Source organism: Clostridia bacterium, from assembly GCA_035561135.1.
In the GTDB taxonomy this organism is placed as follows: Bacteria; Acidobacteriota; Terriglobia; order Terriglobales; family Acidobacteriaceae; genus DATMYA01.
The window spans coordinates 94,958-121,272 of the sequence record DATMYA010000079.1 but is presented as its reverse complement, the minus strand read 5'-3'; the positions used below and the strand labels follow the sequence as shown (position 1 = coordinate 121,272).

Annotated in this window: 20 protein-coding genes; 11 read left to right on the top strand and 9 right to left on the bottom strand. The window is 57.1% G+C overall.

Translation table 11 applies throughout. The annotated features are described in order from the left end of the window. Positions 1–13: 13 nt before the first annotated feature. Complete coding sequence (locus VN622_16340) at positions 14–1,402, bottom strand: tagaturonate epimerase family protein (protein ID HWR37432.1); 1,389 nt, start codon at positions 1,400–1,402, stop codon at positions 14–16. Positions 1,403–1,521: 119 nt separating this feature from the next. Between VN622_16340 and VN622_16335 the strand changes: the two genes are divergently transcribed. From VN622_16335 to VN622_16295, 9 genes are all read left to right on the top strand, one after another. Beyond that, positions 1,522–2,409, top strand: coding sequence for an SDR family oxidoreductase (locus VN622_16335; protein ID HWR37431.1), 888 nt, complete (start codon positions 1,522–1,524; stop codon positions 2,407–2,409). Between the two features lie 39 nt (positions 2,410–2,448). Then, entirely contained in the window at positions 2,449–3,717 is a 1,269-nt protein-coding gene (locus VN622_16330) for a lactate racemase domain-containing protein (protein HWR37430.1), read from the top strand. 8 nt (positions 3,718–3,725) lie between these two features. Then, a complete protein-coding gene (gene gndA, locus VN622_16325) occupies positions 3,726–5,177 on the top strand; it encodes an NADP-dependent phosphogluconate dehydrogenase (GenBank protein HWR37429.1) in 1,452 nt (483 codons plus the stop codon). A gap of 153 nt (positions 5,178–5,330) precedes the next feature. Then, positions 5,331–6,638, top strand: coding sequence for an MFS transporter (locus tag VN622_16320; GenBank protein ID HWR37428.1), 1,308 nt, complete (start codon positions 5,331–5,333; stop codon positions 6,636–6,638). A 54-nt stretch (positions 6,639–6,692) separates the two neighbouring features. After that, positions 6,693–7,796 (top strand): sugar kinase, encoded by a 1,104-nt coding sequence (locus VN622_16315; GenBank protein ID HWR37427.1) that lies wholly within the window; start codon positions 6,693–6,695, stop codon positions 7,794–7,796. Between the two features lie 145 nt (positions 7,797–7,941). Beyond that, positions 7,942–8,772: a 5-deoxy-glucuronate isomerase gene (locus VN622_16310; protein HWR37426.1), complete on the top strand. Its 831-nt coding sequence runs from the start codon at positions 7,942–7,944 to the stop codon at positions 8,770–8,772. 127 nt (positions 8,773–8,899) lie between these two features. Then, positions 8,900–9,658: a 2-dehydro-3-deoxy-D-gluconate 5-dehydrogenase KduD gene (gene kduD / locus VN622_16305; protein HWR37425.1), complete on the top strand. Its 759-nt coding sequence runs from the start codon at positions 8,900–8,902 to the stop codon at positions 9,656–9,658. A gap of 53 nt (positions 9,659–9,711) precedes the next feature. Then, positions 9,712–10,410: a bifunctional 4-hydroxy-2-oxoglutarate aldolase/2-dehydro-3-deoxy-phosphogluconate aldolase gene (locus VN622_16300; GenBank protein ID HWR37424.1), complete on the top strand. Its 699-nt coding sequence runs from the start codon at positions 9,712–9,714 to the stop codon at positions 10,408–10,410. Between the two features lie 111 nt (positions 10,411–10,521). Next, entirely contained in the window at positions 10,522–11,604 is a 1,083-nt protein-coding gene (locus VN622_16295) for a sugar kinase (protein ID HWR37423.1), read from the top strand. Positions 11,605–11,693: 89 nt separating this feature from the next. On the opposite strand, the gene VN622_16290 is transcribed toward VN622_16295, so the two are convergent. From VN622_16290 to VN622_16280, 3 genes are all read right to left on the bottom strand, one after another. After that, positions 11,694–12,932, bottom strand: coding sequence for an alginate lyase family protein (locus VN622_16290; protein HWR37422.1), 1,239 nt, complete (start codon positions 12,930–12,932; stop codon positions 11,694–11,696). Between the two features lie 10 nt (positions 12,933–12,942). Continuing rightward, complete coding sequence (locus tag VN622_16285; protein ID HWR37421.1) at positions 12,943–15,492, bottom strand: DUF4861 family protein; 2,550 nt, start codon at positions 15,490–15,492, stop codon at positions 12,943–12,945. 71 nt (positions 15,493–15,563) lie between these two features. Further along, complete coding sequence (locus VN622_16280; GenBank protein HWR37420.1) at positions 15,564–17,384, bottom strand: glycoside hydrolase family 97 N-terminal domain-containing protein; 1,821 nt, start codon at positions 17,382–17,384, stop codon at positions 15,564–15,566. A gap of 457 nt (positions 17,385–17,841) precedes the next feature. Between VN622_16280 and VN622_16275 the strand changes: the two genes are divergently transcribed. Continuing rightward, on the top strand, positions 17,842–19,071 hold the full coding sequence (locus tag VN622_16275; protein HWR37419.1) for an alginate lyase family protein: 1,230 nt from the start codon (positions 17,842–17,844) through the stop codon (positions 19,069–19,071). 114 nt (positions 19,072–19,185) lie between these two features. Here the strand turns inward: VN622_16275 and VN622_16270 are convergent, their stop codons facing one another. The 4 genes from VN622_16270 to VN622_16255 form a co-directional block, all read right to left on the bottom strand. After that, positions 19,186–19,689 carry an RbsD/FucU domain-containing protein gene (locus VN622_16270; protein ID HWR37418.1) on the bottom strand — a complete coding sequence of 168 codons (504 nt, stop codon included), beginning with the start codon at positions 19,687–19,689 and terminating at the stop codon, positions 19,186–19,188. 51 nt (positions 19,690–19,740) lie between these two features. Further along, a complete protein-coding gene (fucP, locus tag VN622_16265; GenBank protein HWR37417.1) occupies positions 19,741–21,078 on the bottom strand; it encodes an L-fucose:H+ symporter permease in 1,338 nt (445 codons plus the stop codon). Between the two features lie 108 nt (positions 21,079–21,186). After that, complete coding sequence (locus VN622_16260; GenBank protein ID HWR37416.1) at positions 21,187–22,830, bottom strand: fucose isomerase; 1,644 nt, start codon at positions 22,828–22,830, stop codon at positions 21,187–21,189. A gap of 66 nt (positions 22,831–22,896) precedes the next feature. Next, positions 22,897–24,393: a rhamnulokinase family protein gene (locus tag VN622_16255; GenBank protein ID HWR37415.1), complete on the bottom strand. Its 1,497-nt coding sequence runs from the start codon at positions 24,391–24,393 to the stop codon at positions 22,897–22,899. A 275-nt stretch (positions 24,394–24,668) separates the two neighbouring features. Between VN622_16255 and VN622_16250 the strand changes: the two genes are divergently transcribed. Further along, the gene (locus VN622_16250; GenBank protein ID HWR37414.1) at positions 24,669–25,685 is read left to right on the top strand and encodes a LacI family DNA-binding transcriptional regulator; all 1,017 of its coding nucleotides are present in this window, start codon (positions 24,669–24,671) and stop codon (positions 25,683–25,685) included. Positions 25,686–25,743: 58 nt separating this feature from the next. Here VN622_16250 and VN622_16245 read toward each other — a convergent pair whose 3' ends face one another. Further along, positions 25,744–26,304, bottom strand: a complete 561-nt coding sequence (locus VN622_16245) for a BMC domain-containing protein (protein HWR37413.1) — start codon at positions 26,302–26,304, stop codon at positions 25,744–25,746. Between the last annotated feature and the right edge of the window lie 11 nt (positions 26,305–26,315).

Genomic DNA, 26,315 nt, shown 5'->3' with positions numbered 1-26,315 from the left:
TTTCATCGTGCAGTTACCGTGCCGTTGTGGATTTTGCTTCCGGCAGGAAGAGGGGCTTTAAATGCCGCTCGAAAAGATTGGTAGTTACGTTGCGTGAAATCGTTTCGGCGCATGCATCCAGCATGTCGAGGTACCGGTCGCCGAACTTGGCGGCAACCTTGTAGCCCACGTGAATGAGTTGCCTGAAGCTCGGGTTGTACTCGGGACATTGCTGGTTATGGCGCAAGGCGTTGGCATACTGCTCGGCAGTCCACGCTCTTACGTGAGCGGGGGCAGGCAGCTTGGCGAGGTCTATGTCGATCACGGTCGCGTACGGCGCGCACAAATCTTCGCGGTGTTCAAAGGCTTGCGCGTAAATCTCTTTGGCTAGAGCGAGGCCGTCAGAGCCCCCCTCGGCAAGCCCGATTACTTCTTCGAGCCAAGTGGTGCCGGCGGTCTTTACGTGAACACCGGCGTTGAAGTCCTGAATAGCCCGCCGAATCGCCGGGTAAATCGAAAACTTATCGCTGCCCGAGTGAACGCTGAGCTTCAGCTCTTTCGGCAGCCCATAGGCGATGACGGCGTGTGCGATGACTGCTATATCGCCGCGGAACTCGGCTTCGAACTGTGCAGCGTCGCCAACGTAGTCCACGCCCTTATTGAAGCGGCCGGTGAACTTCGGCGCGATCGCCTGGACCGGGACCTGCTCGTCTGCAAGCGCTGCCAGGATAACCAGCAATTCGGCTGGAGTCTGCGGAGCATCGGTTTCGTCCATCGATACTTCGGTGATGAAACAGCCCGCGCCTTTGGCAGCGACAATTCGGCGATAGATTTGTCCCGCTTCCCTTGCCGCGACCAGGTATTTGCGGGCAATTTCAGCTACATTCGATTTTGACAGGGTGATGGGGACTGCAACTCCGGGGAGTTCGCTGGTTCCAATCAGTTCGGGGTGGCGGTTGAGAAAGGCATATACATCATTTTCGGCGGCCGGCTTGGCGATCGCATCGGCAACGTCCAGCGTGTAATAGTCGCTCGCGGCCAGAAACTTATCTACATTCGCGAGTGTGATGTGGTCCGCATCAACGTGGTAAGGCTTAGTCCATCCGAGTTCGCGTACGGCGGCATCTGCCGCGGCGCGCGTGGCGAGGGGTAGAGAGCCCACAATGCTGTGCTCGCGGTTTGACTTGTTCCACACGGGAACGATTTCGACACCACTCTCCCCGGCCAGCATGCACGCCTTCAATTGGGCTTTGGCCTCCTTGACAAACCGATCCCCTACTCCGAAAGAAAACTTCGCCAGGCGTAAGTAGTCGGCACTACACTGCAGGTGTAAGCGTGAGTCTCTCATTTGGTTGGTCCTTCTGTGGTTCAAGTGTCCCCTTGAAAACCGCTTAAACTCACATTGTGAAACGTTATGAATCATTTTGAAGCGTTTGTTTGACAAAGGTGATATTTTCGTGTTTTCTACTGTGTGTCAACTCTCATCTTTGCAGGCCAATTCCAGCGACCAGCCGTGGCCGCCGGTCACCAACGGGAGGTTCTATGCCACAACTGGAAACTGATACGAAATCTAAAAGTCCTGAATCGCCGACGCCCTTCGATTTGCAAAAGCTCACTGCCATGTACGACTTCACCGGGCAGACCGTAGTAGTTACCGGTGGCGCGGGCATTCTCGGCGGGGATATAGCGTGCGCGCTGGTTGGGTGCGGTGCCCAGGTTGCCATCCTGGATCTCAACCTGGAGTCGGGCAAGGCGCTTCTGGAGCGGATGGGAGAGCGGGCCTCACAAGCCGAACTATTCGCATGTAATGTGCTTCAGACCGAAAGCCTGAACAAGGCGGCCGCCGAAGTCAAGGCCCGGTTCGGAAAGATTGACTGTGTGATCAACGCCGCCGGGGGCAACAAGCCACAAGCCACCACCGGCGCCGACCTGAAGTTCTTTGACCTTCCTACCGACGCACTGCGCTGGGTCTTTGACCTGAATATCCTCGGAACTATTCTGCCGTGCCAGATCTTCGGGAAGGTGATGGCGGAGCAGGGGCACGGAACCATCTTGAACGTTTCGTCGATGAATGCGTTCCGGCCGTTGACGAGGATTCCGGCATATTCGGCTGCTAAAGCGGGCGTGAGCAACTTTACGCAGTGGCTCGCAGTGCACATGGCCCAGGAGTATTCGCCTCGAATTCGCGTGAACGCGATCGCTCCAGGCTTCTTCCTGACGAATCAGAACCGTTTTCTGCTGACCGATCGCGAAACGGGCGGGTTAACGCCTCGCGGCAAGTCAATCATTAGCCACACTCCAATGGCGCGGTTCGGCGAGCCGGAGGACCTGTTCGGCGCGGTGTTGTGGTTGTTGTCCCCGGCTTCTTCCTTCGTAACCGGCTCGGTGATTGCGGTTGACGGCGGTTTTGCCGCATACAGCGGCGTGTAATCGTTACTAGCTCGGAGCACGCTCGCAAGGAGTGGACGTATGCCGGTAGGAACTGGATTTGCAGATAGGTATTTGACTGCCGAGGAGACACGCCAGATCGTCGTCGACGCGCTTGCCTCAGCACCCTTGGACGGCAAACGAGTGTTGGTCATCATTCCGGATGGCACGCGCACCATGCCCATGCCGGAAATGTTCGCCAATCTCCAGGAACTGCTGCGGCCGCGGACAAATAAGCTGGACTATCTCGTCGCTCTCGGGACGCATCCGCCAATGACCGATGCGCAGCTGACGAAACTCGTCGGTCAGCCGGTTTTGGATGGGAAGGTCGGGGATACCCGAATCTTCAATCACCATTGGGAGGACCCCGCTACGTTCGTTAAGCTCGGCGAGATTCCCGCAAATGAAATTTCGCAGATCAGCGGCGGTCTGCTGTCGCGGGATGTCTCGGTAACTCTCAATAAGCTGATCCTCGACTATGACCATATCCTGATTTGCGGCCCGGTTTTCCCGCACGAAGTTGTCGGTTTCTCGGGCGGGAACAAGTACTTCTTCCCAGGCATTGGCGGTTCCGAAATTATCAACTTCACGCATTGGCTCGGTGCGCTCATCACCAGCTATCACGTGATCGGCGCGGGATATACGCCGGTGCGGGCGGTTATCGATCGAGCGGCAGCACTCATTCCGCGTCCGACGTCCTGCTTCGCACTGGTGGTCACGCACGAAGGCATTGCTGGCCTGTATTTCGGATCGCCGCAGGAAGCATGGACAGCAGCATCGGCTCTGTCCGCAAAAAAGCACATCGTTTATATGGATAAGCCTCTCCGTCGTGTGCTCGCCGTCATGCCGGAAATGTATGACGACCTCTGGACGGCGGCGAAGGGCACCTACAAGCTGGAACCCGCGATCGCCGATGGCGGTGAGGTTGTCATCTACAGTCCGAATATCACCGAGGTCAGCTACACGCACGGCAAACTAATCGACGAGGTTGGTTACCACTGCCGTGATTACTTCCTCAACCAATGGGAACGTTTCAAGCACTATCCCGGTGGGGTGCTTGCGCACTCGACTCACGTCAAGGGCTTGGGTCAGTACAACGCGTCAACGGGTGTAGAGACCCCGCGCATTCGCGTGACGCTTGCGACCGGCATCCCGGAAGAGCGCTGCCGCCGAATCAATCTCGGATATCTGAACCCCGCAACCATCAACATGGACGAATGGCGCGGCCGTGAGCATGAGGGCATCATGATGATCCCGCGCGCCGGTGAGACGTTGTTCCGCTTGAAACAGCAGAGCGCAGCAGCACAGTAGGAGGCAGGATGAGATACAAGATCGGTGTTGTAGGGTTGGGCGTGATGGGTGCGAACCTGGCGCTCAACATGGAGCGGAACGGCTTTCCGGTGGCGGGCTACGACCTGGATCCTGAAAAAAGACGTGACTTCGTTGAACGCCGGGCCAGGGGGAAAGAAATAATCGCGGTCGATACGCCGGCGGCTCTGATGCAAGTTCTCGAGAAGTCTCGGCGCATCCTGATTATGGTGCCAGCGGGTTCCGCTGTGGATAGTGCCATTGCTCACCTGAAGCCGCATGTCGAACCCGGTGACATTCTGATGGACGGCGGAAACTCGTATTTTCTCGACACGGAACGGCGCAGCAAAGAGCTTGAGGCTGAGGGGATCAACTTCATCGGCACAGGTGTGTCCGGCGGCGAAGAGGGAGCGCTTTGGGGACCTGCCATCATGCCCGGCGGACAAACGGATGCGTGGGAGGCGGTCGCACCCATCCTGCGCGCCATGGCAGCGCGTGCGGAAGATGGTGAACCTTGCGTCAAGTACATCGGGCCACGAGGCGCCGGACACTACGTCAAAATGGTTCACAACGGGATCGAGTACGGCGACATGCAGTTGATTGCCGAATGCTACGACCTGATGCGCCGCGGGTTGGGTATTCCCGCCGACGAATTGCACGACATCTTCAACGAGTGGAATCAGCGTGAGCTCAAGTCGTATCTGATCGAAATCACAGCCAGCATCTTTGGGAAGCGCGATGATCTTACCGGCAAGCCGATCGTTGATGTGATTCTCGACGAAGCACAGCAGAAGGGAACCGGCAAGTGGGCGAGCCAGAATTCGCTCGATATCGGCGCGCCCATTCCCACGATCAATGCGGCAGTGGAAAGCCGTATATTGTCGGCACTGAAGCCAGAGCGCGTGGCCGCCAGCAAGATCCTGCGGGGTCCTTCGCCGTCCTACAGCGGAGATCGCAAGAAACTCATTAGCGCTATTGAGCAGGCGTTGTACGCCAGCAAGATCACGTCGTATGCGCAGGGCTTGGGCCTAATGCGGATCGCTTCCGCCGAATACAAATATGACTTGCAACCTGGAGAAATCGCCGGGCTCTGGCGTGCAGGGTGCATCATCCGCGCGACTCTGCTGCACGAAATCATGGGGGCCTATCGTCGCGATCCGGCGCTGATCAACCTGTTGCTTGATCCCGCATTCCGGGAGGCCGTCGAAAGCCGGCAAGAAGCATGGCGGTTGGTGGTGCAAACCGGTATCGGCATCGGGATTCCTGTGCTCGCGATGAGTTCGTCGCTGGCGTACTTCGACGCATACCGCTGCGAATGCCTCCCTGCAAATCTCACCCAGGCCCAACGCGACTACTTTGGGGCACACACCTATCGCCGCGTTGATCGAGAGGGCACATTCCACACAGATTGGTCGAGTGCGCCTGCAACTGAAAAAGCAAAGCGTTCCGGGAACTCTGCTTGACAGTTAGCTTCGCAGGTGAGAACCTGCGCAGAAGTTCGCTATTCGGAACAGAGTTTCATATTGCGATACGCAGGAATGCAGTGTCGCATCGGTCAAAAATCGCAGTAACGAGTGTCATAGGTTTGCGTAGTGCCGGTTGTTTGGAGAAATAGCATGGCAGCGAAAAGCGCGGCCGCCGTAACGGAAGTTCATATCCCCGAGCCTGGGCCATCTTCGTCCGCAGGACGCCAGCGCTGGGTAGTTTGTGCATTGTTGTTCTTCGCGGCGACAGTCAATTACATCGACCGTCAGGTAATCGGGCTTCTGAAACCCACGTTGCAGGCTGACCTGCACTGGAACGAGATCGATTACAGCAACATCGTTTTTTCGTTTCAGCTGGCCTATGCCATTGGGTTGATTGTCGTGGGCCGGGTGATGGATTGGCTGGGTACACGGAAAGGTTTCTCGCTGGCCGTTTTCCTCTGGAGCCTGGCGGCGATGGCCCATGCCGGGGCGCGTTCAGTATTCACCTTCAGCCTGGCCCGTTTCGGACTCGGGTTGGGCGAATCTGGTAGTTTTCCGGCTTCCATAAAGACGGTGGCAGAGTGGTTCCCGAAAAAAGAGCGGGCGCTCGCCACGGGCCTGTTCAACTCCGGCACAAATGTTGGCGCGATCGTAACGCCGCTGGTTATTCCATGGTTGACGCTAACATATGGTTGGCAGGGCGCATTCGTTGCCACCGGAGCGATTGGCTTTGTGTGGCTCGCGTTCTGGCTTGTACTCTACCGCCCTCCAGAGCAGCACAAGCGCGTGTCCGCGGCGGAGTTGGCACACATTCGCAGCGACCCGGCCGAGAGTGTTGTCCCCATCCGCTGGTCCAAGCTTATTGGCTTGCGGCAGACTTGGGCGTTCGCGATTGGCAAGTTCCTCACCGACCCGATCTGGTGGTTGTACCTGTTTTGGGTGCCGGACTTCCTGCACAGAAACCATGGCGTGAACCTTACGGGCATGATTCTGCCACTGCTGGTGATTTACAACTCGGCTACTCTTGGCAGTATTTTCGGTGGCTGGCTTTCGTCGCACTTGCTTCGTCGCGGTTGGACAGTCAACGCGGCGCGGAAGACCGCGATGCTGGTTTGTGCCCTGGCCGTGGTGCCGATCGTGGCCGCTTCGCGAGCTTCGAACCTATGGGTCGCAGTGGGGCTGGTTAGCCTGGCTGCGGCTGCACACCAGGGGTGGTCGGCGAACATATTTACCGTTGCCTCGGACATGTTTCCACGAGGAGCGGTTGGATCTGTCGTTGGCATCGGCGGCATGGCGGGTGCAGTTGGCGGGATGGTGATCGCCAAGGTAGTTGGCTACGTACTGCAGTGGACCGGTTCTTATTTCAGCGTATTCATCATCGCGGGTTCGGCATACTTGGTCGCTTTAGCGGTGATGCAGTTGATTGTGCCGAAGCTTGAACCTGCTGCCCTCGAGTAGGCAGCGGATAGTAGGTGACAGGGGTGCCAACGCAGCGCCCCTGCCCGGCTCGGAATGGACGAAGTATTGGAGATCAAAGCCAAAGCGAGATGCAAGTGGGACTTGGTGAGTCTGGGTGAGGTGATGCTCCGCCTCGATCCCGGAGACGCGCGTGTCCATACGACACGGTCGTTCGCCGCGTGGGAAGGCGGCGGCGAGTATAACGTCGCTCGAGGCCTGAAGCGCTGCTTTTGCATGGATACGGCGATAGTCACGGCGTTGGCGGATAACGCAGTAGGAAGGCTCATCCAGGATCTGCTCTACCAAGGCGGCGTCGATCAGTCCCACGTAAAGTGGGTTCCATGCGACGGTGTCGGCCGTAGCGTTCGCAATGGTTTGAATTTCACAGAACGCGGGTATGGTATTCGTGCGGCCCTGGGTTGTTCGGACCGCGGCCATACTGCAGTTTCGCAACTGAAGCCTGGAGACATCGACTGGGATCACATCTTCGGAGTCGAAGGTGCGCGCTGGTTTCACACGGGCGGAATATTCGCCGCGCTTTCCGATTCGACTCCGATGGTCGCGAAAGAGGCAATGGAAGCCGCGAAGCGTCACGGCGTGACGATTTCTTACGACCTCAACTATCGCGAGTCATTGTGGAAGTCTATCGGGGGACAGGCGCGTGCACAGCAAGTCAACCGGGAACTGGCTTCCTACGTTGACGTCATGCTTGGCAACGAAGAAGACTTTACGGCTGCACTGGGATTTGAGGTGCCGGGGATGGATGACAACTTATCCCAGTTGGACGCCAAGAATTACGGCCACATGATCGAGCGTGTTGTGAGCACATTCCCTTCCATCAAGGTAGTCGCCACCACGCTGCGCAATGTCAAAAGTGCGACCCGAAACGACTGGGGCGCTGTTTGCTACTTCGAAGGCTCCGCTTATCACGCCACCAATCGTGAAGGACTGGAAATTTACGACCGCATAGGCGGTGGTGACTCATTCGCGTCAGGCTTGATTTACGGATTTCTTACAGGACGGGAGCCGCAATGGGCAGTTGAGTGCGGTGCCGCGCACGGTGCTTTGGCTATGACCACACCGGGTGACACAACGATGGCTACGCTTTCCGAAGTTCAAAGAGTTATGAAGGGTTGTAGCGCAAGGGTCGCACGGTAGAGCGGTGTAAATATGCTTGTATCGCCGGCCCGCAACCGGCAACGCAGGACCTGGCTTCCTTTGGCGACAGCTCGATGAGGATTGAGAGGTGCGTAATGCGTGTTGTCCGCCGCACGACGGGCGAACCGCTCCCTCTCGGAGAATTATGACTACTCAAGTGCAAAAAGTTGTTGAAAAGATGGTGTTCCGGCACACCAACGCGCACGTCGGCCGACTGATCTCGGTCACTCCCGAAAACAGCACAAATCGCCACCTGGCCTACGGGCGCATTATCCTGAACGAATCCGTTTCCACTGTTTCCTTCTCCAACTTGGATCGCGAAACCGGCTTCGTCGTGTTGCAGGGTGAGGCGGACGTTTGTATCGGTGATGAATCCACCAAGCTTCGCAAGTTTGATTCGATCTATATTCCGCGGAACTCTTCCATACAGGTCTCGACCTCCAGCACGGTGGACATTGCGGAATTCTCGGCCGATGTGCAGCACCAGTACCCGTTGCAGATTGTTCGGTTTGCTGAGATATCCAAGGATCCAGGGCTAGTCTTCAGTGCTGGCGAAGGCACCCAAGCCTCTCGGCATCTTCATATGAGTCTCGCGAAGAACATTCAGGCTGGCCGCCTTGTCGTGGGTTTCACCTGGTCTGAACCGGGCAACTGGACCAGTTGGCCTCCGCATGAGCACACAGCCATGCTGGAAGAAATGTACGTGTACTTCAACATGCCTGCGCCCGCGTTCGGAATCCAGTTGGTCTACGACGATACCGAGTATCCCGAGTTTCTCACGGTCGTTCGCGAGGGCGACGCGGTAACTATGCCCAGCGGATATCACCCCAACGTATCTGTCCCGGGTCATCGCATTGGTTTCTTGTGGGCCATGGCAGCACATAGAGAAGTGGAAGATCGAAAGTTTGGCGTAGTAACAGTGCAGCCGGGTTTTGACAAAGGCGGTTCGGGGTTGGAGAAGGGTCAAAGCAAATAGATTTCTATGCTGGCCGCTCAGACGGGCCAAAACCCTGGGGGTTTTTCTTTAACTCGAACCCGGTACAGCAATGTATTTGGCGCACTCGCGCAAGTGTGCGGAGTGCCAGGAGTAACAAACGATCATGATTCTCGATTCATTCTCTCTTGCGGGTAAGAATGCGCTCGTCACCGGCTCTCAGCAGGGTCTGGGCGCCGGCATTGCAATGGGGTTGGCGGAGGCAGGCGCGAACGTAGTGTGCCATGGCCTCTCGCCCGAGCCCAATGATATCTGCGACAGAATCCGCGCGCTCGGCCGCAAATCCCTATTCGTGGCGGGAGACGTCTCCGATAAGAAGGTGTGCGAAGAACTCGTGGAGCGCACTGTTTTGGAACTCGGTTCCATCGATATCCTCGTCAACAATGCGGGCACGATCAAGCGTGCACCAGCAGCCGAGTTTCCCGACGATTACTGGGACCAGGTCATCGCCGTGAATTTGTCGTCTGTCTTCCGCCTGTCGAAGCTGGCAGGCCAGCACATGCTGAAGCAGGGCAAGGGCAAGATTGTAAACATCGCATCGCTGCTCTCGTTTCAGGGCGGCGTTTTCGTGCCCTCCTATACGGCGGCGAAGTCTGGCGTAGCGGGAATCACGAAGGCGCTTGCAAACGAATGGGCTCCGAAGGGCCTGCACGTCAACGCCATCGCGCCCGGCTACATGGCCACTGACAACACCGCCCCACTGCGCGCTGACAAAGAGCGGTCTCGACAGCTAACCGAACGCATTCCCGCCGGACGCTGGGGCGAGCCGTGTGACCTCATGGGAGCGGCGGTGTTTCTCAGCTCCGCTGCCAGTGACTATGTGAATGGCCACGTGCTGGTCGTCGATGGCGGGTGGTTAGCCCGCTAAGCGATGCTCTGCTGGACGTCGTCAGCACCCAGGTGTGCGGAAGAGAACAAGAGATGAATAAGCAAACAGCGCGTGAAATCATCGCTCAAGTTGGGATTGTGCCCGTTGTGCGTGCGCGTTCCGCCGGCCAGGCGATGTCCGCCGTCGAAGCGATTTGTCGCGGCGGCATCCCTATTGTCGAGATCACCATGACGGTACCTGGCGCGGTTGGCGTCATCCGCGAACTCGCGGACACGATAGGATCACGCGTTCTAGTAGGCGCTGGAACAGTGCTCGACGCGGCGATGGCGCGAGAGTGCGTAGAGGCTGGGGCGCAGTTTCTAGTCAGCCCGGGACTCGACTTGGAGACGGTTCAGTTCGCGGTTTCCAGCGATACGCTGATCATGGCGGGATGCTTGACTCCGACCGAGGTGATTACTGCCTGGAAAGCCGGGGCTGACTTGGTGAAGGTGTTTCCTTGTGGTCAGGTGGGCGGGGCAAGATACATCAAGGCGCTCCGAGGGCCGCTACCGCAGGTACCGCTCGTACCCACGGGCGGTGTGAACTTAAACACCGCTGCTGAGTTCATTCAAGCGGGCGCTGCCGCTCTGGGAGTAGGCGGGGAACTGGTCGATGCCGGTGCGCTAGAGGCCGGGCGACCCGATGTCATCACCGAAAATGCACGCAAGTTCGTAAAAGTTGTGAGCGAGGCGCGCGCCCAGATGCAATGTGACACAGGGACTGCAACTAGCACGACTAGCACGACAGCCTGAAGCGCGGGCGTGTCCCTTGCAGGGCAGCGCGCACAATAGGACCGCGCAGCGTCTTTGCTTGTTGCGCCAGGTCCTAGTAAAGATTGAGAAAAATCTTCGGAGAATTAACGTATGAATCTTGGATTCGATATCGCTGAAAAGGGAGCGCTGGACTTTCTTTCACTTGGTGCCCTGGTACACCGGCTGGATCCCGGTGTCATTCCGTTCCGCAAAGCGACACAGTGCGCCATCCACGTAAGCGGAGGCGAGTTTAACGTAGCGGCTAATCTCGCCGATTGCTTCGGCCTGAATACGAGCGTAGCGACGGCAATGGTTTCTTATCCGATCGGGGACCTCATCGCAGAGCGCGTTCGAGCCATGGGCGTACGTCCAATCTATCGCCACTTCAAACATGACGGCACTCGCGGTCCGAACATGGCGACCGTTTACAGCGACAGGGGCCATGGCGTGCGTCCGCCGGTTGTCTTCTACAACCGCAGTAATGAGGCGGCGGCGCAACTCAAGCCGGGCGACTTCGACTGGAAGGCGATCTTTTCCCAGGGAGTTCGCTGGTTCCACAGCGGCGGCATCTTCGCGTCGCTGTCGGAAACTACAGCGGAACTGGTGATCGAAGCCATGAGGGCGGCACGGGCGGCGGGTGCCGTGTGCTCCTTCGACCTGAACTATCGCGAGAAGCTTTGGAGCACGGTCGGCGGTTCCGAACGCGCAAAGCAAGTGCTCGGAGCCATTGTCGAGAACGTTGACGTCCTGGTCGGCAATGAGGAGGACTTGCAGAAGGGACTCGGTTTCGCTGGTCCGGAAGTCGCTGGCCAGTCGAAACTGGACTCGTCCGCATTCTTCTCGATGATTGGGCAAGTTGTGGATCGCTATCCAAACATCAAAGTCGTTGCGACCACGCTGCGGGAGGTCCATTCGACAAATAGCCATAGCTGGAGCGCCGTGGCTTGGGTCAATGGAGAGTCGGTAAAGGCGCCCACCTGCAAGCTGGACGTTTATGATCGCGTCGGCGGTGGAGATGGATTTGCGTCAGGCTTTATCTACGGACTTCTCGCTGGCGAGTCACCTGAACAGGCGATCAACCTGGGATGGGCACACGGAGCTCTACTGACAACCTTCCCCGGAGATACAACGATGGCTACGATTGATCAGGTGAGAGCGTTCGCTCGCGGAGGTTCGGCGCGGATTCAGCGGTAAAGGATGTAGTGGAGCGAAGTTCGAATATACGTTTCTGGTACGGTGCAACTCAGGTAGTCTGAGTTGCACCGTTTCCATTTGTGCCTGACTTACTCGTGGGCGCCAATGAGAAGCGAATCCAGGCTCCCGGTTATATCAGCGTCTAGTTTCACGGCAAGTTCCTTGTATCGAGGAGAGTCGTACTTGTCGGCCGCGATGACAAGCAGCGGCGCGATATCAGCAGGCCGGATGGCAGTGATTTGTTTGTCGGTCCACTTGCTCTGGCCGACTGCAAATGGGACAAGGTAATCCAGCGCTTTGCGAATACTGCGATCATCTTTCGTCCGCAAAGTCCATAAATCCACACCTACGTTCTCTCCCAGTCGAGCCAGTTTGAACAACCCGCCAAGGTTCATCATGCTGTAACTGAACGATCTGGTGCGTGCCAGTTCGAGAGGCTGCCGCCCATCGGGTTCGATCTGGAAGGCCACCCGCTTCTCAGAGGCTTCGGTCACGATTCGCTTCGCAAGCTCCGTATCACCGACGAAAAGCGCCATTGAGACGATCTGTACGTCGTAATACGTGCCATGGTTGTTTTTTGCGCCTGCCTCCTGTTTTCCGACAGGGCTGTTCTGCATCCACGAGAGGAACTTCGCGACCCAATCCTTTATCCCGCTCTGGTCTTCCGGCGTCCATGCTTTCGATCCCGCCAGCAGACCGACAGCATCGATCATTTCGGCGATGCTGCGAGTCTCGATGAGTCCTGCGCCTCGCCCGTCGTTGTGCCCACGAACCGCCTGACCATAGTTAAGGTTTGGATTCATGCGAGTGGCGGGATCGAGAAACCACGTCCTGAGCAGCGCGCTGGCTTTCGTGGCATAGGCCTCATTGCCGAACAGGTAATAGGCCAACGCCAGATCATGAGTAGACGTAGTAAGACGTCCGAAATTGCGGTGATCTGGCACCTGTGCGCTTTCTGGATTCCTCTCACCGTCGCGCCGGACGTAAGGTAGCCCGTCGGCAGTGTCTGGATTGCGCCACCAGTATGGCGCCAGACTCATGTAGTCGTGCCTGTCGCCGCTAGGTGGGACAGCCGACTTCTGCATGACAGAAGCCGGCGATAACTTCAACGCCTCTTCAGCATCTCTGCGAAGCCCTTCCAGAGCTGGTTCGCTCACATTGAGTGACGCAATGTGACTTCGCAATGTTTGCAAACGTGCTCCGTTGAGCAGAAACACTCGCGGAGCTTCTGTAGAGGTGGCGTGCGGGCCGTTACGCCTCTCGGCGAACGCAGTTGCTGTCAACGCCAGCGCCACCGTGATTACCGCTACGGTCATCCTCTTCATCATGTGGGCTTGCCTACTTTGCTCCAACGGGCCCTCCGGAAGTCTTGGTTTGTTCAAGGGCTAGCAGCGTCTCCAGCAGGTAGTACTGGCCGTATATCAGCATGCCATCCTGGGGGCGAGTGCCACTGCCGTGACGCAACACCCCAGGGGGCGTTCGGTCGTCTTTGGCAACGGGAGTGAGATACCGATCGATGAGCGATTGCGTGATGCGCTCGCTTTCTTGCCGATACATGCGAGCACGCTGCGGGTCGGTCGTTATCTGGGAGAGCCGCAGCAACCCGCCTGCGTTGAGGGCAGCGGCGGAAGTGTCGCGATTGCGGAAGCGGACGCCCTCGTCGTGGTAGTCGTACCAGGGGACGCCATCCTCGGGCAGGTTCTCCAGCACAAACGCCGCAACCTTCTCGGCTGTAGCAAGAAGTCGCGAATCCTTCGTCTCGGATGCTGCGGTTGCAAAGCCGTACAGCGCCCATGCCGTTCCGCGGGACCATGCTGTATCAGCCGCGAAGCCCTGATGCGTGTGAGTGAACAGCACTTCGCCAGGAGCGGTGCTGTTAGGAAACTTAAGCGGCGCGTCCGCTCCCGAGCCATGCAAGTGAAGCACTTGCCGGTTGTCGCCCGGATTGTAATGAACCGACTGAATGGCCGAACCATCAGGACGAATCAGCCATTCGGCAGAGCGGAGCGCATGCTTCAGGCCAATGTCGCGCCATTTAGCATCGCTCTCTCGTGCAGCCCACCACAGGATCTGCAGGTTCATCATCGTGTCAATGATCGAATCGTCGCCATCCGGATTCCAGGCAGCGATCATCTGTGTCTGGGGGTTGTATAACTTCTCAAGCCGTTCAGCGGCTCGCAAACCACTGCTGCGAAGGCCAGCGTTGCCAGTCTGCTGGTAGCCCGCTACCGTTGAGTAGTAATAAAGAAAACCCACATCATGGTTCTGCTCAGATTCCTGGCCCGCAAGTTTGGAAGTCCAAAGCTCGGCCCAGCGACGGTATTTTGCGTCCTTGGTGTGTTCGTACATCTTCCAGAGCTGGCCGGTCCAGAAGCTGCCAGTCCAGAAAAAGCCATTGCGTTGCATCCACTCGCCAGTGAGATTGTTTCCGTCGTTGAAGAACCCCAACCCTTTGTTTTTGCCGAATTCAGGCGTCGAGGCCGCAATCGGCTCCCAATGCGCGGCAGTACGATCGATTTCGGCACGCAGCAGTTCTACGGCCTCCTTGTAGGTGCGTGATGCGGCAGGGTTCAGTGTGTCGGAGGGCGCAGGCTGTGGCTTCGCGGTGCTTGAAAGGACAGTGACGGCAACGGGCCGCTGCATCCGTTCTGCCTGCTGTTTGAGGATGCTCAGGAATCCCTCGCGGCTAGCGATTGCCGTCTGAGGCACAACCTTGGAATCGCGCTCGCGCCTGTCGGTCGAATCTCCGAAGTTCAGCCGGTTATTCGTCTCTTCCTGGTCCCATGCCGCTGTCGTGTACCAACTCGCCGTGCCATTCTCCAGCTGCACAATCAGCAGGTGGTTCGCCTTATCACTCGCGAAGTTTGCACCGCGCGCCGTAGTTACAATGCCGAGCCCAAGTTGCTGTCCCGGCGTCTCTTCCGTCGCCGTTGCGCCGGGGAGGACAGCCTGTTCTCCATAGGTGGCCAGCCACATGGCGCCGGCTCCAGACTCTGACTTGACGGCAGCCGCTTTCGGCTTAATCGGCAGGCCTGTCACGAATTTAACGTTGCCTGCGCTGTTTGAAGTGATGGTGTGCGTGAAGCCCCGGTCTCCAGCCCATTGTGTTATTCGCGACCGCAATGTGACCTTGCGTCCGCCGACGTTCCAGCCCTCGTACGTTAACTCAACCATCGCGCGGACAGGGCCGGCGGAGATGATCCGCCACTTGCGTGAGCTTACGTCCGATACCTTCACCAGCTTGCCATCTACCCATGCGCCAACAGCGCCGATGCCCACTGCTTCGCCGATCTTGTAAAGGTCGCGGCCGTCGGGGGATTCGGAATGGTAGTCGTATTCCGGCGTGGCAAACATTTTTAGTAATAATGATGGACGCCGCTTGCCATAGAGGTCGATTGCGTTGCGGGGATCAAAGTAGATGCGCCAGGCGTTGCGTTCCGACTCCCACCCGAGGCCTTCGATTTTGGTGGCGAACAGAGCGTCTGTGCGCGGCTTGTACTCGTGCCGCAGCCGGAAAATGCGCTCAGGGTCGCCATACGTCACCGTAACAATGCGAGTCTGATGAGGTTGCAGATCGATCTGGAATGCCAGTTCGTCGGCCTTATTGTCGCCGTCAAGGTCATCCACCTGTGACGGCAGTTCATCCGCTTGCAGCACTTCTGCATCTTCAGCTTCCGTAGCGGCGCTTGTGGCGGTGACGATCAGTTGCCCTGCGCGAATGTCGGGAGCAATTTTCCGCAGGTCAGCGATAGGCACAACGACCGGCTCGGCATTACGAACCTGAGCGGTGGGATTGGTGACCGCAATCTTAATGCCTTTCAAATGCGGTTTTGCCAAAGCGCTGCCCGTCAGCAGCAATAACGTCGCAATAAGAAGTACCCTACGCATTATGTTTACCTTTCTGTCCCACCGTTGTTATTTGTGCTCTGCATCTCCCAATTGCGTGTGAACGAAGAGCTCTAGCTACCGGCTTTTGTCGAGAAGGCGCCGATGAATCCGCCCCCGGCGCGAAGCTCGATTTCGAGTGAATCCTTACGCGTGACCGTTGTGGAGTCAATCTTTTCGGCGGAGGGGTCATCCATTTTGTCGCGCACCAGCGTTGCTTTATAGTTGCCGCCGCCTAAGAACCTGAGATCGACCTTGACCGTTCTTGCCTTAGGGCCGTTCATGATAGCTATGAACCAGCGGTCGCCCTTTCGCCTGGCGAAGGCGGCCACTTCGCCGATTCGTGAAACGGGCAGCACGATGGTTTCATCCCAGGTGCTTGGAATGGCCTTGATCAACTCGACAGCTGGGTTCTCCAGAATGTTCTTCGGATTCGCGGCTATGATCGTCAAAGGTGAGGACAGCAGGGCAGCACTGGCGATCTGGTGAGGCCAAGAGGTCTCCTTTCGGCGCTCACCGAAAATCATCGGCGTATAGTCCGCCGGTCCTGCCGTAAGGCGCGTGAACGGCAGAGTAGCGTTGTGCTCTCCCCATGACGCCATGCTGCGGTGCTCAAGCCCGTAAACGCCTTCCTTTGTCAATTCGTTCGGCCACGTGCGGTTCTCGCCCGTCGGTTTATTGCAGCCGTGCAACTCGAGCACAAGCTGGAACTCCGCCGCGTCTCGCAGGCAAGCGTCGTATAGGTCCATCATTTCCTTGGCTTCGTGATCGAAGAAATCGATTTTGAGCCCGGCAACCCCCATTGAGTGGAGTTTTGAAAACAGGCTGCGGCGCTGATCAGGATCACGCAGGTTCTTACTGAATACCCACACGATCACCCGGACGTTGTGCTTGTTCGAGTATTCGACGAAGTCGCGCAATTCCTCGTCGGTCCACCTGCGCCACACGCCTTCTACTACGTGGTATTCGAATCCCAGCTCTCCGGCCAATCGCGAGAAATTCTTCAGTTCCTCGATGGTGTTCTCTCCTCCATCGAGGTATCTCCAGACTGCACGGCCGGGTTTCACCCATTCGGTCGCGATCCCCTTGGGGAAAAACTTCGGACCTGGCGGTTCAGAGACGTTTGCCAGAATGTCGGAATTGACTAACGCGTTCAAATCCGCCACCGCCGTGATCACCCGCCACGGTGTCTGAATGACTCCCGCGATGGCTGCGGGTTGCGACAAACGCTTAGCCTCTTCTTCGCCGTACCGCAGCGTGAACGGATATGACGCGGGCTGAGCGTGGGCGAGTCGTGCTGCAAACCCAAGCTGGCCGTCCGTCTGCAGTCCCATGCCGGCGTAGTTGGTAAGCGCGCCTTCTGTGATCGAGCCGTAGCCGCCACCGTTTGGAAGTTCGAACGTCAGCGGCGATGCGGCCCACTCGCCTGCGGATAATTCACTGATTGCCTTCCTGGCGTAGACACCTTCGTAGTGGCCGCGAATCCCGTGATACCAGACGGTACTGCCAGCCGGGATGCGGAACGAAGTCGCTTCATCGGGCACTTGCGGTCGATCGCTTCCTGCAACGATGTAACGGAACGCCACGCCATCGTTGAAGACACGCACATCCAGCGTGAAAGGCTTTTTACCCTGCTCTGGCTGCATGGAAATCCGTGCGCCATTGCAGTTGTTGACGGCTTTAGAGTGCGCGCCATTCCAGGGATAAGTCTCATTGATCCGGTAGCGTTCGACGCGGCCGATCTCGGCACCCTCCGCCAGATCCACTCCATCCACCACGATTCCCATGGCGGAGCTTGCGATTACCGGCCTGCCCTGACGCCGAACTTCATAGGTTAGCTTACCGTTCTTGTTGTTCTGAACGGATATCTGCAGCGCTCCGTTTGGACTTTTCAACCGCCAGTCCGATGCTGCGAGACTTGTACCACCAAGAATCGAACAAATAACTGCGCAGAATAATACGAAACGGAAACGGCTCATTATGTCCTCGCGCTGGTTGAGTTACATCTTTTTCATTTGCAAACTAGTAATGCGAACAACAGCTCAAACTGCTGCGATCCAGGTATGCTTTCGGGCATTAGCCGAGCTGTCGCTACGGAAAGCGAGTGCGCTTCCGCTGTGGGACCTCAGCCAATAACCAATCATGTCCCACAAAATTCCCGCAATTGTACCGCTAAAGTTTTGTCTGGGAAATCGTAAAAACCGGGAGTAGTCTATCCGAGCGAAACGGCCAATACTTCTTTGGAGAGCAAGGCAGTGGCCGAAATTACTGCCAGCGCACGAACGTAAAAATATGCTTGGAGTTCAAGCAGTGGCGCGCTGAGTCAGCTGGTTAGGACGGTAGAGCACACTTATGACAAAGAGCCTCATTTCGCGCAGAGAATTCTGCGCCGCAGCAACCGCTGTCGCCATCTCCCTGAGCACCGAGTCGGCTTTCGCGAAATTTGGGGTCAAGCAAGGAGAGGGTGTTCTCGACATCAGCGAGATCGATCGTGGCAGGGTACTGAAGGCAGCAACCCGCTACTTGACTGAGCCCCCGATCACTATCACCGCCTACAGCAGTCCTCGAAGTGCCGGGGGAAAGCACGACTACTTTTCCGAAGGCGACTATTGGTGGCCCGATCCGGAGAATCCCGGCGGCCCATACATCCAGCGTGACGGCATGACAAACCCGGACAATTTTGTTGCTCATCGCCACGCCCTAATGCAGTTGAGCGTCCGCGTCCCGGCGTTGACGGCCGCATGGTTGCTGACTAAGGACGAACGGTATTCGGCTCATGCAGTGCGCCACCTGCGTGCCTGGTTTCTCGCGTCAGCAACATCCATGAACCCGAATTTAAAGTACGCCCAAGCTATTCATGGGAGGACGACAGGACGAGGAATTGGCATCATCGACACGCTGCATCTGGTCGAAGTAGCGCGCGCAATCGCGGTTCTTGCCGGTTCGCGGTCGCTTGCAAAAACTGAGCTCGACGGCGTGAAGGAGTGGTTTGCCGAGTATCTGAAGTGGATGACGTCTTCTCGCAATGGTCAGGAAGAACGGGACGCGAAGAACAACCACGGTACCTGCTGGCTCATGCAGGTTGCCGAGTTTGCGCGATTGACTGGCAACGATGAGCTTATCGGATACTGCCGGAATCGCTTCAAGACCGTTATTGTGCCAAACCAGATTGCCGCTGATGGAAGCTTCCCGCAGGAATTGAGGCGCACGAAACCGTACGGTTATTGTCTTTTCAACCTGGATGCAATGGCAAGCGTGTGCCAGATACTCAGCCGGCCTGACGACAACCTGTGGAGCTTCGATCTGCCGGATGGCAGGGGAATGAAGAAGGCAATGGCGTTCATGTTCCCCTACCTGAAAAACAAGAACGCGTGGCCCTTTGCGCACGACGTCATGTATTGGGATGACTGGCCGGTGCGGCACTCGAGCCTGCTGTTCGGCGGGATCGCGCTGGCCCGGCCGGAGTACGTTGAACTTTGGCGCACTCTGAATCCCGATCCCACGCTCGAAGAAATCGTGCGCAACTACCCGGTCCGCCAACCTGTACTGTGGTTCAAGCCAGGTTACCGGGCGCAGGTCTAGGCATCGGGCAAGCCGTCTTTCCGGACAGAATGACAACAGCTACCGCTTACCAATTGCTGATTGGTAAGCGGTAGCTGTCTTTGGGGGGAGGGAGCCGGTCAGGAGAAGCCACTCCTAACGCATTGCTTTGCGCAGTGCCGCCTCTGCGTCCCCGCCCCAGTAGGCGCAATCGAGCTCCAGGAACACAGACGTATAGGGAATGGTCATATCTGTCTTGATGATCAGAACGCGAAAGCTCTTGGCGGCTTCATCAAGTTTCTGAATGATCTGCTCGTGTGCAAGAACTTTGACCTCACTTCTGCCCAGGACTTCCGACAGGCGATCACGATAGGCGCCGATGCCCGGCGCATCCTCTTCGTTAACGAACGCAAGTTCGTGATCGGTGTAGACGATCGGCTTAACGTGCTTCGATGATGCGAGCGCGGCCAGAACTCCCTCCACAACTTCAATCTGACCGGCATGCGACGTTATTGTTTCTATTCCTGCCCGCGCCTGCTCCGGGTATGCAGAATCTGCAATGACGATCCAGTTCCGATGCCCGTAAAGAGGTAAACGGTCCTCAAGAGTTTGTTTCCACCCAGGTGCTTGAGGTGCGTGGGTGACCGAACGTGACTGCAATTTCAACCTCCATAGATATGAATACCGTTGGTGCGACGCCTGAACCCGTTCCTAGGCGGGCTGCACAGGCACACGCACCTTCGCGCCGATGAAAGCGTAATAAGTAACGACGACATAGCAGGCCAGTGGAACGCACATCGCTACCGCCATGCTCTTGCTCGCTTCGAATACCAGGCCCATCACCGGCGTGAACACCGCTCCTCCAATGATCGCCATCACGATCATGGAGCCGCCGAGCTTCGTATTAGGCCCAAGGTCCTTGAGGCCAAGCGCGAAAATCGTCGGGAACATCAGGGACATGAAGAAGCTGGTCAAGAAAATCGACCAGAGCCCTACCCATCCGGGGAGCAAAATGCCGATACCCACCAGCACAATGTTGATAATTCCAAACACACCCATCAATATTCGTGGCGCGATGAAATTCATCAGATATGTGGAAGCAAACCGGCCTAATGCGAATGCCGCTAGCGTACCCGTCAGGAAATATCCGGCAACCTTCTCCGGTTGATGCGTGTAGTCCTGAACGTATTGAATGAAGTAGCTCCAGGTGCCAACCTGCGCTCCCACGTAGCAGAACTGCGTAAAGACAGCCTTGGTGAAGTGGGGATACTTGAACACGTCAGCGAACTTGCCTTTACGAGCCTCATGTGTGGACGGTGCTTCAACGGCATGTTCCGGGAGCTTTGTCCTGATAATCAAAAATGTCCAGAAGAGCACCACGATGCCCAGTACCAGGTATGGCATGATTACGCGCATCGTTTCCTGCCGCATGTAGGTCTCGTAGGTCCCAGCAAGCTTAAGGGCCGCAATGTCCTGGCTGCTGTGTTCAACCCCAGAGAATATGAATGCCGTACCGATCAGCACTCCGGCAATCGAGCCCAGTGGATTGAATGCCTGCGAAAAATTGAGCCTTCTTTCCGAGCTCTCAGGGTCACCTAGTTGCGCGATGAACGGGTTAGCGCCAGTCTCCAAAAAGCCCAGGCCACTGGCGATCACAAATAGCGCAAGGAGGAAGAGGTAGTAGTTCGCGATAACTGCGGCGGGCCAGAACAGGAAAGTGCCAGCGACGTAGAGGAGAAGGCCGGTCACGAGCCCTGTCTTATAGCCGAACCTTCGCATGACGAGAGCGGCCGGCATCGAGAACAGGAAATATCCAGTGTAAAAAGCCGATTGCACCAGGCCCGCCTTGAACCGGGTGATTTCGAACGATTTCATGAACTGCCGGATGAGTACGTCGTTGAGGTTGTTGGGAATGCCCCACAGGAAAAACAACCCTGTGACGAGGAAGAAGGCCAGTGCATTCTCGCGGGAAAACAGTTTGTGGGAACTTCGCGTCTTGCTGCCGGGTACGGCTTCGAAGCCTGCATTCACATCTACACCGAGGCTCATGTGCGCTTCCGTTCAGGACCAGATTCGATTGGATGAATTCAGGTGGAACCGCTCCGCCGGGGGAACGTATTGCATAACGCCTTTGTTCCCCCCGAGCGTAGCTTAGAGCTATTTGCCGCAAATGTTTACGTCGATGCCCAACTCAGCCATCATCGCGGCCTTTGCTGCGAGCGCCTTGTCGGCAATTTCGTCCGACGGCGCGTAGGCAACGTTGATGTGGTTGGCGCGATGGCGTGCCATGAACTGGTCACGCGTGACGCCGTGCAAGACGGCGTGCATGATCGGCCACTGAGATGTGGTCGCGTCCCAACGCCGTTGCGTCTCCTCGAGGGGTAGATCTACGGCAGTTGCGCGTCCAATATCGGCGTGGAGCTTGCCATCTTCAACGAACACGCGGCTCCAGACGACGGCGCCGGGCTTGCTGATTCCCTTAAGTGTCCCGCCGCCGAGACGGAAGTACATTGATGCCTGGCGTTCGCTGGATGCGCCTTCGTATCCGCCTTTCAAATGCGAAGCTGGCACCGCACCGGAAATCAGGAATACCCAAACGAATTCATCGATGCCGCCGCCGTGATACTGTTCGCCCCAACGCACATCGTGAAGAGTGGTTGCAGGGTCAAGTCCCATGGCTGTCCATACGCGATTCGTGACCAGCGCATCGAGACCCGCGCACTCGTCCACTTCGTTGTAATGCGGCAACGGTTGTCCGGGGTAGAGTTCGCGCCCATTGCCGCTTGCCTTAACCGGAGGTCTTTCGACGTTGTTCAGTAACCCTTCGACAAGGTCGGAGGCCGGCACCAGGTCCTTCAAACCCTGCTGATATTGAATGCCGATTGTGTCGCATCCGAATTCATCGGCGATGCGCATCGCTGCAATGTACATTTTGAATTGTTCGTGCAACTGTGCGTCAGTCAGGTCGGTTTCGGGATTCGGACCGGTAACGAACTTCATGCCGCGCTTGTCCAGCCATTTGCGAACAGCCGTTGCTTCTTCGTCGGGGACGTCGCGCATAGCGGCGAAGAGTGCGGACTGGTTCAAGCGTTCTTTGTAAACGCCCAGGGGATTCAGCAGTTCATCTTCAATGATGGCGTTGTACATTCCCATACAGCCCTCATCGAAGATACCCATGATCGCTTTGCGGAAGCGAAGGAACTCCGCAAGACGCTTTCCGAGTTCGCGTTCAGTCGCCGGCAGGGTAGAGGGATCGAGCTTGCGGACATGGCTGACGTCGTGCGTGATGCAGCCTTCCTTCAACCACTGACGAATGCCTTTTTTGAAGAAGTCATCGTCAAAGTCCTTGCTCCAGATGGTGCTGAACTTCACGCCCGCCTTGTACAAGCAGCCATTCAGATTCAACATGCCCACCAGCCCAGGCCATTGGCCCGACCAGTTTGCAATCGTCAGAATCGGCCCTTTATGACTTCGCAACCCGGCCAGAATGTTTCCGCTGTACTGCCACACTGACTCGGCTACGATCAGCGGGGCATTCGGATCGATGTTCATGAACACGTCCATACCCATCCGCTGGTTTCGGATGAAACCGTGGCCCAGGTCCTCTCGGTATGGATGGGCCCGACGCACCGTGACCCCCTCGGCTGCAAATGCAGCCACAATTTTTCTCTCAGCTTCGGCCTGTGCAGGCCAGCAAACTGTGTTGGCTGACTCCCGCAGATCGCCACTGGCAATAAGGAGTATTTCCCCGGCGGCGGCTGGCTTCGGAAGCGTGAATTCAGGAACGGAATAGGGCGACATTGATTGACTCTCCTCACCTGCTGACCGAACTAGCTCAGCGGACAAACATCTCTTCAACTGACTTCCTTAAATAAATTCTCGAAGCTTTCCAAGACTTTCAAATCTCGTGTACGCCTCGTTCCAATCTCCCGAGCAGCCTGGTTCATAAGTCACAAGCTCACAGGAAGCGGCGATCCGCTCTCGCCCTGTCGCAACGCTGTCCAGATGCCCTGTTGCGACCGCTTGCATCATGACGTTGCCCAGCGAGGAGGCCTCGACCGGACCCGCATACACAGGGAGCTCGCAGGCGTCAGCCGTGAATTGGCAAAGCAGTTCGTTGCGACTGCCCCCGCCAACAATGCGAATGGCTTCCAGTTTGCGTCCGGTAAGTGAATTGAGCGCCTGGAGAACCGATCGATACTTGAGAGCGAGACTCTCCATGCAACAGCGGGCAAGTTCTCCGTCGTTTTGGGGAATCGGCTGATCGGTCCTGGAACAATAATTTCGGATTGCCTTCGGCATGTCCTCGGGAGAGAGAAAGTCGCCGGAGTCCGGATCGACAATGCTGCGCAGCGGTCTGGCCTTTCTGGCGATTGCCAGGACTTGCTCCCAGGCGTATTCGCGGCCTTCTCGCTGCCACTGCTGCAGGCATTCCTGCAGCAGCCACAACCCTGTGATGTTCTTGAGAAGGCGAATCGTCCCCCCAACTCCCCCCTCGTTGGTGAAGTCCAGGGACAGGGCATGTTCGGATGTGATGGGTTGTTTCACCTCAACGCCCATCAGGCTCCATGTGCCGCTACTGATGAATGCGCTGTCCTCACTCAGAAATGGGACAGCGGCCACGGCGCTGGCCGTATCGTGGCTCGCGCCGGCAATCACGGGAAACGGACTGTTGAAGCCACACTCACGTAGAACGTCCGGACAGACTCGCTCCAAGGTTGTGCCGGGGGTGACGATCGGCCCCAGAAAATGCGATGGAATGTCCAGGTCAGCGATCATGCCGCGCGCCCAGTCGCGTCGCCGGCAGTCCAACATCTGGGTCGTTGACGAGATCGTGTACTCGTTCGCTTTCTCGCCCGACAGCCAGTAATGGAAAAGGTCTGGCATCATCAATAAGTGATTAGCAGCAGCCAGGCGCGCGTCTTCGGAAAGCGCCATGCTGAGCAACTGGAATACGGTGTTTATCTGGAGTGACTGTATTCCGGTCTGGCGGAAGACCTCTGCGCGCGGGACTCGAGTAAATGCCCGCCCGGGCATTCCTTCCGTCCTCGGGTCGCGATAATGATGAGGATTATCGAGCAAGCGCCCTGCATGATCCAGGAGCGCAAAGTCCACGCCCCAGGTATCCACGCTGATCCCGGCCGAACGAGTCTCGTATTTCGCAGCGTACTTGGCTAGGCCCAATTTGATTTCGGACCACAGACGCAACACATCCCAATGGAGATTGCCGCGCGTTTTGACGCCTGCATTGGCGAACCGGTGCAGTTCCTCTAGAACAAAAGATGTGCCATTCCATCGCCCAACTACAAGTCTGCCGCTTGATGCACCGAGATCGACCGCAACGAAATTGATCGTTGACTCCATCGCGTCCCTGCCCTGTGATTGCAACTCGATCAACCGCGGGAGTGAAGGTACTCTGACGGATGGTGGAGTGTCAACAGATTTTAGCGTTAAAGTAGCCTGTTTGGGTTACAATAAGGCAAACGAATCTGCGAGTCCCCGTGGCGCGGCCCTCCGAATGAAAGAGATGGCGAACCGGAGTTTGGGAGATACAATGACACGCAGAAAGAAAGCATCAACGCTTTCATAGCCAGCAGAGTGCGGCCCTGCGCAACGCTGCGGCAATCCGGGAGGATGGATTGGCAGTTCGAATGAAAGATATCGCCGAAGAATTAGGCGTATCGTTGATGACCGTTTCCAAAGCGCTTCGCAATCACCTCGACGTTTCTGAGGCGACACGTCGCCGCATCAGGCAACGTGCACGGGAGCTTCAGTACGAGCCCAACCTGATAGCACGCAGCCTCGCCAGCCGTCGGACATACCTGATAGGTCTCATCATTCCCGACATGATGCACTCGTTTTTCGCCGAGGTAGCCAAAGGCATCGGGCGGAAACTTGAGCCGCTTGGTTATCAGATCCTGATTTCAAACTCCGGAGAGAACGCTGAGGCGGAACTTCGCCAGCTCAAGCTTTTGATGGCGCGCAGCGTCGATGGCCTGATCATCGCATCGGCAGCCGCAGCCAAAGGCAATCCTGCGGAGGCCGCGCTGCTGAATTCCCGCAAGACACCTTACGTGTGCATCGACCGCCCTATTCGCGATTTGAAAGCCAACTTCGTTGGTGTGAAGGACGAGGAAATCGGCGCAATGGCTACCGAGCATTTGATTGAAGAAGGATGCCGCAATATAGCCCATATAAGTGGCCCCATGAACACGAACGGGAGAGGTAGATTGCAGGGATACCGTCGCACTCTGGCCAAGCACGGTTTGCGCGTTTTACCCGAGAACGTTGTCAGCGGCGCACACGAGGACAGTACCGGATACGGTGCAATGCAGAAGTTGATGAAGTTGAAGCGCCGGCCCGACGGAGTGGTTTGCTACAACGATGCAGTCGCCATAGGAGCCATCAAGGCGATTCTGGAGGCGGGATTCAATGTGCCCCGGGATATTGCGGTGATCGGCGCCGGCGACGTCCACTATTCGGACTTGTTAAAGGTGCCGCTCTCAACGATCAACCAGAACAGTACAGGTATCGGCGAAACTGCGGCAGAAATCCTTTTGGAGTGCATGGAAACCAAGAAGGCGAGGGCCCCCAAGTGCATATTATTCCCGCCACGCCTGGTCGTCCGCGAATCCAGTATGCGCAAAAGGCGCTAGGCGGTGTTGCTGAATCTGGCCATAGGAACCAGCGCGGGTTGCGCGTGTGCTGCGAATTCTAGGCGAAATCGCGTAGCAACGCCTTATCTGGCGCTGCGATAACGCATTTGCCCACCAGCATGCCTTCTTCGGCTGCAACACGCGAGCCCGCCGCTACCGCCGCCTCAACGCTCGAAACATCTCCAGTAAGCAGCACAAATCCCTTGCCGCCCATGGCCATGGCGAGGTGTACGCGCAACAGTGTGACGTTGGCGGACTTCGCTGCTGCATCGGCGACCTCGACCACGCAGGAAGCAGAAAAAGTTTCAATTACGCCAAGCGATCGAATCTGGCCCGCGTCCAATTCCACGCTCATAGAAATAGCAGGGAACACCGAAGGATGTACGCGAGCTATCTGCCGCTTCTCTATAAGAGATGCTCCTGCTACCGACGCGCCCGCTTCGATCGACGCGCTGACGGAAGCGACGTCTCCTGACACCACGATGAGAAACTTGCCGGAACAAATCGTGCGAGCAAGAAGCAGCTGCACCGAAGCGGCTTTCAGCATCGCATCTTCAATCATGTAGCCGGCAGCAACGCTTGAGACCTCCACCAGCCCGACAGAATCAATCTCAGCCAATTCGCCACTCC

What these genes read in the sequence shown, in the direction of transcription:
- VN622_16340 (HWR37432.1), bottom strand. Translation starts at nt 1,402, where the DNA reads ATGATTCATAACGTTTCACAATGTGAGTTTAAGCGGTTTTCAAGGGGA.
- VN622_16335 (HWR37431.1), top strand. Translation starts at nt 1,522, where the DNA reads ATGCCACAACTGGAAACTGATACGAAATCTAAAAGTCCTGAATCGCCG.
- VN622_16330 (HWR37430.1), top strand. Translation starts at nt 2,449, where the DNA reads ATGCCGGTAGGAACTGGATTTGCAGATAGGTATTTGACTGCCGAGGAG.
- gndA (HWR37429.1), top strand. Translation starts at nt 3,726, where the DNA reads ATGAGATACAAGATCGGTGTTGTAGGGTTGGGCGTGATGGGTGCGAAC.
- VN622_16320 (HWR37428.1), top strand. Translation starts at nt 5,331, where the DNA reads ATGGCAGCGAAAAGCGCGGCCGCCGTAACGGAAGTTCATATCCCCGAG.
- VN622_16315 (HWR37427.1), top strand. Translation starts at nt 6,693, where the DNA reads ATGGACGAAGTATTGGAGATCAAAGCCAAAGCGAGATGCAAGTGGGAC.
- VN622_16310 (HWR37426.1), top strand. Translation starts at nt 7,942, where the DNA reads ATGACTACTCAAGTGCAAAAAGTTGTTGAAAAGATGGTGTTCCGGCAC.
- VN622_16300 (HWR37424.1), top strand. Translation starts at nt 9,712, where the DNA reads ATGAATAAGCAAACAGCGCGTGAAATCATCGCTCAAGTTGGGATTGTG.
- VN622_16295 (HWR37423.1), top strand. Translation starts at nt 10,522, where the DNA reads ATGAATCTTGGATTCGATATCGCTGAAAAGGGAGCGCTGGACTTTCTT.
- VN622_16290 (HWR37422.1), bottom strand. Translation starts at nt 12,932, where the DNA reads ATGATGAAGAGGATGACCGTAGCGGTAATCACGGTGGCGCTGGCGTTG.
- VN622_16285 (HWR37421.1), bottom strand. Translation starts at nt 15,492, where the DNA reads ATGCGTAGGGTACTTCTTATTGCGACGTTATTGCTGCTGACGGGCAGC.
- VN622_16275 (HWR37419.1), top strand. Translation starts at nt 17,842, where the DNA reads ATGACAAAGAGCCTCATTTCGCGCAGAGAATTCTGCGCCGCAGCAACC.
- fucP (HWR37417.1), bottom strand. Translation starts at nt 21,078, where the DNA reads ATGAGCCTCGGTGTAGATGTGAATGCAGGCTTCGAAGCCGTACCCGGC.
- VN622_16260 (HWR37416.1), bottom strand. Translation starts at nt 22,830, where the DNA reads ATGTCGCCCTATTCCGTTCCTGAATTCACGCTTCCGAAGCCAGCCGCC.
- VN622_16255 (HWR37415.1), bottom strand. Translation starts at nt 24,393, where the DNA reads ATGGAGTCAACGATCAATTTCGTTGCGGTCGATCTCGGTGCATCAAGC.